Source organism: Dyella sp. (assembly GCF_036568765.1).
Taxonomy (GTDB): Bacteria; Pseudomonadota; Gammaproteobacteria; order Xanthomonadales; family Rhodanobacteraceae; genus GSA-30.
Map to the genome: position 1 here is coordinate 1 of NZ_DATCRY010000248.1, position 10,415 is coordinate 10,415.

Below are 10,415 nucleotides of genomic sequence, written 5' to 3' on the forward strand. Positions count from 1 at the left end.
CGCCGGGGCAGATCGATCCCAGTGCCAATGAAGGCGACCAACTTGCCTATCGCGTGCCGACGCAACCGAGCATGGACGGCAACACCGTCGATACCCAGGTGGAGCAGGCCGCGTTCGCCGGAAACACCGTGCATTACCAGGCCAGCCTGAGTTTCATCACCGCGCAGATCCATATGCTGCGCACCGCCATTACCGAGGGCCAGAGCTGATGTCCTCTTTATTCAAGATTTTCGATACCGCCGGCTCCGGCATGGCCGCGCAGTCGACGCGCCTGAACACCGTGGCCAGCAACCTGGCCAACGCCGATACCGTCAGCAGCACGCCCGATGGCGCCTACCGCGCCAAGGAGCCGTTGTTCGCTACCTTGCGCGACAACGCGCTGAAGGCCGCTGGCGCCGATCCCTCACAGGACGACGGTACATCCGGAGTGCAAACGCTAGGCGTTTCCGAAAGCCAGGCCGATATCCAGACCCGCTACGAGCCCGGCAATCCGATGGCCGATGCGGACGGCTACGTCTACGGCAGCAACGTCAATCCGATCGACGAGTTGGTGAACATGATCTCCGCATCGCGTTCGTACCAGAACAACGTCGAGGTCATGAATACCGCCAAGCAGCTGATGCTCAAGACGCTGGATGTCGGCAAATAAAGAGGGCACACGATGAGTACCGTCGGCACCAACAACACGACCAATACCAGCAACACCACCAATAGCGGCAATAGCAGCTCGAGCAGCAGTTCGCAGTCGGCTGGTATCAGCCAGACCGATTTCCTCAAGCTGCTGACGGCGCAGCTGCAGGCGCAGGATCCGACCAATCCGATGGACAATTCGCAGTTCGTCGCGCAGCTGGCACAGTTCAGTCAGTTGCAGGCCACGCAGGATCTGGACACCAACCTGCAGGCGCTCAGCTCCAATATCAACGCGTCGATGCAGACATCGCAGGTGATCAATTCTTCGTCGCTGCTCGATCGCAATGTGCTGGTGCCTTCGACCAGCATCACGCTGGACAGCACCAACAGCGCCACCGGCGCGGTGAACTTCCCGGCCGCCGGTACCGCCACGGTGACTATCAGCGACGCCGCGGGCAACGCGGTGCGTCACATTACCGTCACCAACACCACCGCCGGCCTGGAGCAATTCACCTGGGACGGCAAGGACGATAACGGCAATCCGGTGACGGGTTCGTCGTATTCGCTTTCGGCAAGCATCGGCAATACCGATGGCAGCAGCAGTTCGGCCGACACGTATGTGTCGGGGAAGGTGTCGGGTGTCGGCTTCGGCGGCGACAGTGTGGGCACCTATCTTCAAGTGACGGGCGTGGGCGGCGTGCCGCTGAGCCAGGTCGCGCAAATCCTCTGACGAACGACGTCCGAGCGCTTTACTTCTTCGAGGAACCAACTCATGGCACTGAATCAGGCACTCAGTGGTATCAACGCGGCCCAGGCCGATCTGAACGTCATCGCCAACAATATTTCCAACGCCAACACGGTGGGCTTCAAGGGCTCGCGTGCCGAGTTCGCCGATATCTACGCGGTGACCGGTCTGAATCTCAATGCGACGGCGGTCGGCGGCGGCACACGTCTTTCCGATGTGGCGCAGCAATTCACGCAAGGCGACACGGAAACGACCGGTAACAGCCTGGATATGGAGATCAACGGCAACGGCTTCTTCGTGCTCAACACGGGCGCCGGCCTTGCCTATACCCGCGCGGGCGATTTCAAAAAACTCGACGACGGCACCGTGGTCAGCAATGACGGCTACAAGCTGCAGATCTATCCGCCGACCGGCAACGGTACGTTCGACATGAGCACGCTCACCAATCTGCAGCTTGTCACTTCGCAGAGCACCGCGAGCGCAACCACGAATGCCAGCATCGTTGCCAACCTGCCGGCCAGCGCGTCGCCGCCGACCGTCACGCCGTTCAACCCGACTGACGTCAACAGTTACAACAACGCCACCACTTTCTCGGTGTTCGATTCGCAGGGCGGCACGCATCAGGCCACGGTGTACTACGTCAAGACCGGCACCAACACCTGGGACACGCATCTGTATGTGGACGGCCAGTCGGCCGACACCACGCCGCCGCAACAGCTCACCTTCGATGCGTCAGGCCAGATCGCTACGCCGACCACCGGCAACCTGGCGTACAACTCGATCAACCTGGGCAACGGCTCCAACCCCTTGACGCTGTCGCTCAATTTCACCAATACCACGCAGTTCGGCACCGATTACACCCCGGGCACGATCACCAAGGACGGCTCGGAAGCCGGCACGCTGACCAATATCGATATCGATAGCTCCGGTGTGGTCACGGCGCATTACTCCAACACCACCAGTGCCGTGCTGGGCCAGGTCGCAGTGGCGAATTTTTCCAACGTGCAGGGCCTGCGTCAGCTGGGCAATACCAACTGGGCAGCAAGCAGCGATTCGGGTACGGCGGTGATGGGCACAGCCAATACCGGCCAGTTCGGCGGCATCCAGTCGGGCCAGCTCGAGTCCTCGAACACGGCCGATACCACCGCGCAGCTGGTCGACATGATCCAGGCGCAGCGTGCCTACCAGGCCAATGCGCAGGTGCTGTCGACCGACAATACGTTGGCGTCGTCACTGTTCAACGCCGTTTCGCGCTAAGCGACCGATAGGGGACCGCCGTGGACCGTTCCGTCTATGTAGCGATGACCGGGGCGACGCAGATCATGCGTGCCCAGGAGGCCGTCAGCCACAACCTGGCCAATGCTTCCACGGTCGGTTTCAAGTCGCAGTTGAGCGCGTTTCGCAGCGTGCCGGTGCTTGGGCAGGGCATGGGGACGCGTATCAACGCCGTCGCCCAGGGCATTGGCCAGGATACCGCGCAGGGGCCGGTGACCACCACCGGCCGCCCGCTGGACGTTTCCGTGCAAGGCAACGGCTGGATCGCGGTCCAGACGCCGGACGGCAACGAAGGTTATACACGTGCCGGCGATTTGCAGCTCACCGCCGATGGCGGCCTGACCGATGCGCTCGGCAATCCGGTACTGGGCAATAGCGGCCCGATCAATATCCCAGATGCTGCGCAGATCGTCATCGGCAATGACGGCACCGTGTCCACAGTGCCGCTGGGGCAGGGGCCCGATTCGGTCTCCACGATCGATCGTATCCGTCTGGTCAATCCCGATCCGGCGCAGATGCAGGTAGGCGCCGATGGCCTAATGCATATGAGCGACGGTACGCAGGCACCGGTCGACGCCGACGTGCGTCTAACTTCCGGCACCTTGGAAAGCAGCAACGTCAATCCTTCGACGGAGCTGGTAAAGATGATCTCGTTGTCGCGGCAATACGACATGCAAGTGAAGTCGATTCGCACCTCCGAGGACGATGCCGACTCGGCCAAGCAGTTGCTGCAAGCCAGTTAAAAGTTGCTGTTTTTTCTGCTTTTTGTTCGTCATTCCCGCGAACGCGGGAATCCAGCGCCTTACAGCCAGCGCAAGAGTGGCATGAAGGTTGCCTAATGCTTCACTGAACTGTTCCGGAGCACAGCCATGCTTTCTTCCTTGTGGATTGCCAAGACCGGCCTCGATGCGCAGCAGACGCGCATGGACGTGATTTCCAACAACCTGGCCAATGCCAATACCACGGGGTTCAAGAGTTCGCGTGCCTCGTTCCAGGATCTGATCTACCAGAACAAGGGCCAACCCGGCGGGCAGACCACGGAGCAGACACAGTCGCCGACCGGCCTGATGCTCGGCACCGGCGTAAAGATCGTCGGTACGCAGAAGATCTTCACCCAGGGCAACCCGACGCAGACCGATAATTCGCTGGATCTGGAAATCGGCGGCAACGGCTTCCTGCAAGTGAGCATGCCCGACGGCACCATTGCCTATACGCGCGACGGCTCGCTGCATCAGGATCAGAACGGTCAGTTGGTGACGTCCGACGGTTATCCGCTCGAGCCGGCGATCACACTGCCACCGAACATGAACAGCGTCACCATCGGCACCGATGGCACCGTTTCGGTAACGACCAATGGTACGACCGCAACACAGACTGTCGGCACGATCCAGCTGGCCGACTTCATCAATCCCGCTGGCTTGCAGCCGATGGGGCAGAACCTTTATCTGGAAACTGCCTCGAGCGGTACCGCGCAAACCGGGCAGCCCGGCCTGAACGGCATGGGCACGATCACCCAGGGTTCGCTGGAATCTTCCAACGTCAACGTAGTGGAAGAGATGGTCAACATGATCGAGACCCAGCGCACTTACGAAATGAATTCCAAATCCATCAGCAGCACCGATCAGATGCTGCAGGACCTGACGGACAAGTTATGAGCACGAACCTGTTCTCGCGCCTGGCGCTGGCCGGGCTGTTTGCCTCGGCGCTGGCCGGATGCGCGATGGACTCGCCGCACAAGGACGACGCCGAATGGGCGGCCACCGCACCGATCGCACCTGCCGCCGCGCCGGCAGCGGATGGCTCGATCTTCCACGACGAGCAGAACATGGAACTGTTTTCCGATCCGCGCGCGCATCGCGTCGGCGACATCTTGACTATCACCCTGGTCGAAAGCACCCAGGCGAGCAAGAAATCGGAAACCAGCACCAGCAAGACCGACAAGAGCGGCATCGATGCGCCCACCATCCTGGGTCAGACACTCAAGCTCGGCGGTAATCCCGCCAATATCAGTACCAACGCGGCGCGCAGCTTCGACGGTAATGGCAGCAGCAGCCAGAGCAATCAGCTGACCGGCCAGATTACGGTGACTGTCGCGCAGCGTCTGTCCAACGGTAATCTGCTGGTGCGCGGCGAGAAATGGCTGACCATCAACCAGGGCCAGGAACTGGTGCGGATTTCCGGCATTGTGCGTGCGCAGGATATCGGCCAGGACAATAGTGTGCCTTCGACCCGCGTGGCCGATGCGCGCATTGCCTATACCGGTCGCGGGACCTTGGCGGAGGCCAATACCAAGGGCTGGCTGTCACGCTTCTTCAGCTCCAAGTGGATGCCGTACTGATGAATATCCGCAGCGCGATAGGGGGTCTTGTCATCGGTGTGGCTGCGATGCTGGCTATGCCCAATGCGCACGCCGATAAAGTGCGCGATCTGGCACAAGTAGCCGGCGTGCGCAGCAACCAGTTGGTGGGCTACGGCCTGGTGGTCGGTTTGGACGGTAGCGGCGATCAGACCACGCAGGCACCGTTTACCACGCAAAGCCTGGAAAACATGTTGCAGCAGTTCGGGGTTACGGTGCCGGCCAATGTTCGTCCGCAGTTGAAGAACGCGGCAGCGGTGACCATCACCGCCGAGTTGCCGCCATTCGCCAAGCCGGGTCAGACCATCGATGTGACCGTCGCTTCGATCGGCAACGCCAAGAGCATTCGCGGTGGCGAGTTGCTGATGGCGCCCTTGCGCGGCGCCGATGGCAATACCTATGCGATCGCCCAGGGCAGCGTGGTGGTCGGCGGCGTCAGTGCGCAGGGAAAGAGCGGTTCCAGCGTGCAGGTGAATATTTCTGCCAGCGGTCGTATTCCCAACGGCGCCACGGTGGAGCGTAGCGTGGCTTCGTCGTTCAATCAGGGCGGCGACTTGATGCTCAATCTCAATACGCCCGATTTCGTCACGGCCGCGCGCATCACCGATGCGATCAATCGCGCTTACGGCGCGGGGACCGCGCATGCTCAGGATGGCGGTTCGGTTGTCGTGCGCGGGCCGGTCGATCCGTCGCAAAAAGTGGCCTGGCTCGGCGCGATCCAGGCGCTCGATGTGACGCCGGGCGATGCGCCGGCGCGCGTCGTGGTCAATTCGCGTACCGGCACGGTAGTGATCGGCTCGGATGTGCGTGTCAGTGCGGCCGCCGTCGCGCACGGCGCCATCCAGGTAACCATCAGCGAGCAGCCGTCGGTCAGCCAGCCCAACGCTTTCAGTCAAGGGCAGACCGCGATCGTGCCCAATAGCAGCGTGTCGGTCAGCGAGGACGGCGGCCACATGTTCAAGTTCGGCCCCGGCGCCAGCCTCGACGCCATCGTGCGTGCAGTGAACCAGGTGGGTGCGGCGCCGAGCGATCTGATTTCCATTTTGCAAGCGCTCAAGCAGGCCGGTGCGCTGCATGCCGAACTTGTCGTGATCTGACATGGCGGTCAACGACGCCACCCTGCAAAGCGTCAATACCTGGACCGAATTGTCCGGGTTCAATGGCATGCGCGCCGCGGCGCAGAGCGATGCCAAGTCGGCGCTGCCGGCGGTCGCCAAGCAGTTCGAATCGATCTTCACCCAGATGATGCTCAAGTCGATGCGCGACGCCAGCCCCGGCGACGGGCTGACCGATAGCCAGGCCGGCGACACATGGCGCGATATGTTCGACCAGCAGCTCTCGGTCAATCTCTCGCAGCACGGCAACGGGCTGGGTATTGCGCAGATGCTGATCAAGCAGCTCGGCGGCGGTAAGAGCGCTACGTCTGCCGATGCGATGCAGACGAAGCTCGACTCGGCAGCAAGTGCCGTTACATCCGCGGCACAGAAGGTCGAGCCGTTCCTTCCTCAAGGCGCTGCCGATTTTGTCGCCAAGCTCTTGCCGCATGCGCAGGAAGCCGCGCGCAAGCTGGGTGTTTCCGTGCGTGCCGTGCTGGCCCAGGCTGCGCTGGAAACCCAGTGGGGACAGCATATGCCGCACGGAAAAGGGCAGAGCAGCAACAATCTTTTCGGCATCAAGGCCGGCGGCAGCTGGGACGGCAAGAAGGTCAACGTCTCCACGCTGGAGTACGAAGACGGCGTGGCGGTGCGCAAGCAAGCGCAATTTCGTGCCTACGACTCGGCGGGCGAATCCTTCGACGACTATGCACGAATGATCAGCGACAACCCGCGTTATGCCGCAGCCAAGGGTCATGGCGACGATGTGATGGGTTTTGCCCGCGGACTGGTCGCAGGCGGTTACGCCACCGACCCCTCCTATGCGCACAAGCTTGCGGCGATCGCCAATGGCCCGGTGATGCGTCAGGCCCTGGCCAAGGTCCAGCAAGCCATGCAGAGCGCCTCCGCTACGGCGGACAAGGCTGCCGGCGCGGTGGCCGACGCGGTTGGGCAGGAGATCGATCAGGCGCTCGATGTACTCAAGAACGTAGTCAATTTGCCGACACCTCTCTAAGCAACGCTCCAGGATCGTTCCATGGCGAACATGCTCAACATCGGTGTTTCCGGCCTCAATGCAGCCCAGATCGGGTTGAACACGGTCGGCAACAACCTCGCCAACGTCAACACGGATGGCTACAGCCGCGAAACGGTGGTGCAGTCCGAGCGTATCGGCCAGCCCGATGGCCGCTTTACGATCGGAGGCGGCGTGGATGTGGAATCGGTGCAGCGCGCCTATTCCAGCTATCTGACCAGCGCGGTGTGGCAGCAGAATTCGAGCCTGCAGCGTGCCAACACCTACAACGACCTCAACACCGCGCTGAACGGCATCCTGAGCGGCAGTGGCGACCTGCAAGGTGCGCTGGACGATTTCTACGGTGCGTTCAGCACGCTGGCCGATGCTGCCGGCAGCTCCTCCAGCCGCACAGCGGCGCTCGGTAGCGCCGATTCGGTCACAGCGTTGTTCAACACATTGGGGCAGCAGCTTTCCCAGCAGCAGACGCAGGTCAATAGCCAGATCAGCGATACGGTCAAGAGCGTCAACGACGTTGCCAGCCAGCTTGCCAGTCTCAACGCGCAGATTCGCCAGAGCCCGCCGGGGCAAGTACCCAACGCGATACTCGATCAGCGCGACGGCCTGGTAAAGACCCTGTCGGGATACATGGGCATTTCGACCGTTCCCGAAAGCGACGGTACGATCAGTGTCTATACCTCCAGCGGGCAGAGCCTGGTGGCAGGTAACAAATCCTTCCCGATCTCCTCCGGCAAGAACGCCTACGATCCGGGCCAGACCGATCTTTACGACAGCGCCGGCAACGACATCACCACCAAACTGAGTGGCGGCTCGTTGGGCGCCTTGTTGGACTATCGCAACAACGTGCTCAATCCGGCACAGAACCAGCTTGGCCAGGCGGCCATTGCGTTGTCGTCCAGTATCAATGCGCAGCAGGCCAAGGGCCTGGATCTTAACGGCGACCTGGGCAGCCCGATCTTCAATAGTCCGCAGCCCAACGTGTTACCGTCGACCAAGAACACGGGCACGGCGAATGTGTCTGCCAGTATTACCGACGTTTCCAAGCTGACCTCGTCCGACTACAACCTCAGTTACGACGGCACGAACTGGAGCCTGCATACCACCACCGGTCAAAGCGTGGCATTGACTACCAATCCGGACGGTAGCTTTTCGGCCGATGGCCTGACCTTCAAGGTGAACAGCGGTACCGCGCAGGCGGGCGACAGCTTCCTGATCCAACCCACGCGCAATGCGGCGAGCGGGCTGCAGGTGATCCAGACGGATCCAAACAAGATCGCTGCCGCGGCGGCGTTGACGGCGAAGGCGGGTAGTGCCAACACCGGCAATGCCACGGTCGGCTCGATTGCCGTAAGCGATTCGACCAACGCCGCCTTGCTCAACAATGCCAAAGTCACGTTCACCTCAGCCACGGCTTATCAGGTGACCGATGCCAGCGGCAATGTCTTGTCCAGCGGCACCTATACCGCAGGACAGCCGATCGACGTCAACGGCTGGAGCCTGACCTTGAACGGCACGCCCGCGGCCAGCGACAGTTTCGACATCGCGCCGAACAGCAATGGTCTGAACGACAATACCAATGCGCTGGCGATGGCCGGCCTGGCCGACGGCGGCGTGCTCGACGGCGGCAAGACCTCGGTGATCGGTTCGTACTCCAACCTGACCACCTTTATCGGTACCGCCGGTAGCCAGGCGGCCAGCAACCTGAGCACGCAGACCAGCCTCTACAACCAGGCCATGTCGGCGCAGCAAAGCGTGTCGGGCGTGAACATGGACGAAGAAGCCGCCAGCATGATCAATTACCAGCAGGCCTATCAGGCCTCCGCGCAGGTCATTTCAACCGCACAAACCATCTTTGCCAGCCTGCTGCAGGCGGTACAGGGCTAAGCCATGCGCATATCCACCAGCTGGCAGTTTCAGCAGTCCGTCAACACGATGCTCGATCAGCAGAGCGCGCTGGCGGCGACGCAGAACCAGGTATCGACGCAGCGGCGTATCAATGTCGCCTCGGACGATCCGGCAGGCGCCGCGCAGATGTTGAGCTTGAACCACATCCTGGCGAGCAATGCGCAATACAGCAGCAATATCGATGCGGCCAATACGCGGTTGACCACCGAGGGCGGCGCGCTGGATTCGGTGACCGATCTGCTCGATCGTGCGCGCACCCTGGCGTTGACGGGCATCAACGGTTCGCTCTCGCCGAGCGATCGGGCCAATATGGCGACCGAGTTGACGCAGATCCGCGATCAGCTGGTGCAACTGGCCAATACTACGGATAGCAACGGTGCGGCCCTGTTCGCCGGCACCAGTACTACGACGGTGCCATTCGCCAAGAATGCCAGCGGTACGGTCAGCTACAACGGCAACGACGGTCAACAGGCCACGGCGATCGGTTCGGGCCTGCAAGTGGCTATCGGCGATGCGGGCAGCTCGGTATTCATGAACTTGCCTGCCGGTAACGGCTCGTTTGTCGCCAGCGCGGGCAGCGCCAATACCGGCACCCTGATTGTCGGCGATAACAGTGTTACCGATTCCGATGCCTGGAATGCGGCCAAGACGGCTGCCGGCGGCACGATCAATATCACTTTCGGCACCGGCGGCGCCTGGACTGCCACCGACGCGAGTGGGAATCCGCTCCTGGATACCAGTGGCAACCCTATCGGCGGTACGTATTCCGATGGCGGCAGTATCAGCTTCGACGGCGTGTCGATGGATCTGAGCGGTACGCCGAATGCGGGCGACACGATCAGCGTGCAGAGCGGGCAGAGCCAGGATGTCTTCAGCACATTCAATAATTTGATCTCGGCCTTGGGCAGTGGCGCTAGCGATGCGCAACTGGCCAATTCGATCAACCGGCAACTGGAATCGATCGACCAGGCGCAGACCAGTGTGACCAATACGCAGGTGTTGATCGGCAATCGACTCAATACGCTGGATCAGCAGAATACAGCGTATTCGGATTTGAACGTGACCTACTCGTCCGCCCTATCGGATGTGCGCGATGTAGATCCGTATACCGCGATCAGCAATCTGTCCCTGCAGTCATCGGCGTTGCAGGCTTCGCAGCAGTTGTTTGCGCAGATGAAGTCGATGACGTTGTTTAGTTATCTGAAGTGACGACTGCTCGCTGACGCATCGCGAGCGCCCCTCACCCCAACCCCTGAGGTATCCCCACGTTTTTCACGTAGAGATGCCGGTGTACACCCAAGTCAGAGGACCGCTGGAGATGGCTCGGATGAATTGCCGTAGTTGGTTTTTGGGAGGCCACCAGAGGTGGCGTTTGAG

General features: G+C 61.3%; 11 protein-coding genes. All 11 read left to right on the forward strand.

Features of this window, described 5'->3' with window-relative positions:
- Window positions 1–209, forward strand: a 209-nt coding sequence (locus VIM98_RS16655) for a flagellar basal body rod protein FlgB (protein ID WP_414650235.1), incomplete at its 5' end; no start/stop codon positions are given.
- Window positions 209–649 (forward strand): flagellar basal body rod protein FlgC, encoded by a 441-nt coding sequence (gene flgC / locus VIM98_RS16660; protein WP_331994237.1) that lies wholly within the window; start codon window positions 209–211, stop codon window positions 647–649. The genes VIM98_RS16655 and flgC, both read left to right, overlap by 1 nt.
- A 12-nt stretch (window positions 650–661) precedes the next feature.
- On the forward strand, window positions 662–1,360 hold the full coding sequence (locus VIM98_RS16665; protein WP_331994238.1) for a flagellar hook assembly protein FlgD: 699 nt from the start codon (window positions 662–664) through the stop codon (window positions 1,358–1,360).
- Window positions 1,361–1,402: 42 nt separating this feature from the next.
- Window positions 1,403–2,632, forward strand: a complete 1,230-nt coding sequence (flgE, locus tag VIM98_RS16670) for a flagellar hook protein FlgE (protein ID WP_331994239.1) — start codon at window positions 1,403–1,405, stop codon at window positions 2,630–2,632.
- Between the two features lie 20 nt (window positions 2,633–2,652).
- Window positions 2,653–3,393 (forward strand): flagellar basal-body rod protein FlgF, encoded by a 741-nt coding sequence (flgF, locus tag VIM98_RS16675; RefSeq protein ID WP_331994240.1) that lies wholly within the window; start codon window positions 2,653–2,655, stop codon window positions 3,391–3,393.
- Window positions 3,394–3,519: 126 nt separating this feature from the next.
- Window positions 3,520–4,305 (forward strand): flagellar basal-body rod protein FlgG, encoded by a 786-nt coding sequence (gene flgG, locus VIM98_RS16680; RefSeq protein ID WP_331994241.1) that lies wholly within the window; start codon window positions 3,520–3,522, stop codon window positions 4,303–4,305.
- Window positions 4,302–4,988, forward strand: coding sequence for a flagellar basal body L-ring protein FlgH (gene flgH, locus VIM98_RS16685; RefSeq protein ID WP_331994242.1), 687 nt, complete (start codon window positions 4,302–4,304; stop codon window positions 4,986–4,988). Before flgG ends, flgH begins: the two co-directional genes overlap by 4 nt.
- On the forward strand, window positions 4,988–6,103 hold the full coding sequence (locus tag VIM98_RS16690; protein WP_414650236.1) for a flagellar basal body P-ring protein FlgI: 1,116 nt from the start codon (window positions 4,988–4,990) through the stop codon (window positions 6,101–6,103). Before flgH ends, VIM98_RS16690 begins: the two co-directional genes overlap by 1 nt.
- Window position 6,104: 1 nt before the next feature.
- Entirely contained in the window at window positions 6,105–7,115 is a 1,011-nt protein-coding gene (gene flgJ / locus VIM98_RS16695; RefSeq protein ID WP_331994243.1) for a flagellar assembly peptidoglycan hydrolase FlgJ, read from the forward strand.
- A 21-nt stretch (window positions 7,116–7,136) separates the two neighbouring features.
- Window positions 7,137–9,017: a flagellar hook-associated protein FlgK gene (gene flgK, locus VIM98_RS16700; protein WP_331994244.1), complete on the forward strand. Its 1,881-nt coding sequence runs from the start codon at window positions 7,137–7,139 to the stop codon at window positions 9,015–9,017.
- A 3-nt stretch (window positions 9,018–9,020) separates the two neighbouring features.
- Entirely contained in the window at window positions 9,021–10,247 is a 1,227-nt protein-coding gene (gene flgL / locus VIM98_RS16705; RefSeq protein ID WP_331994245.1) for a flagellar hook-associated protein FlgL, read from the forward strand.
- Window positions 10,248–10,415: the final 168 nt, after the last annotated feature.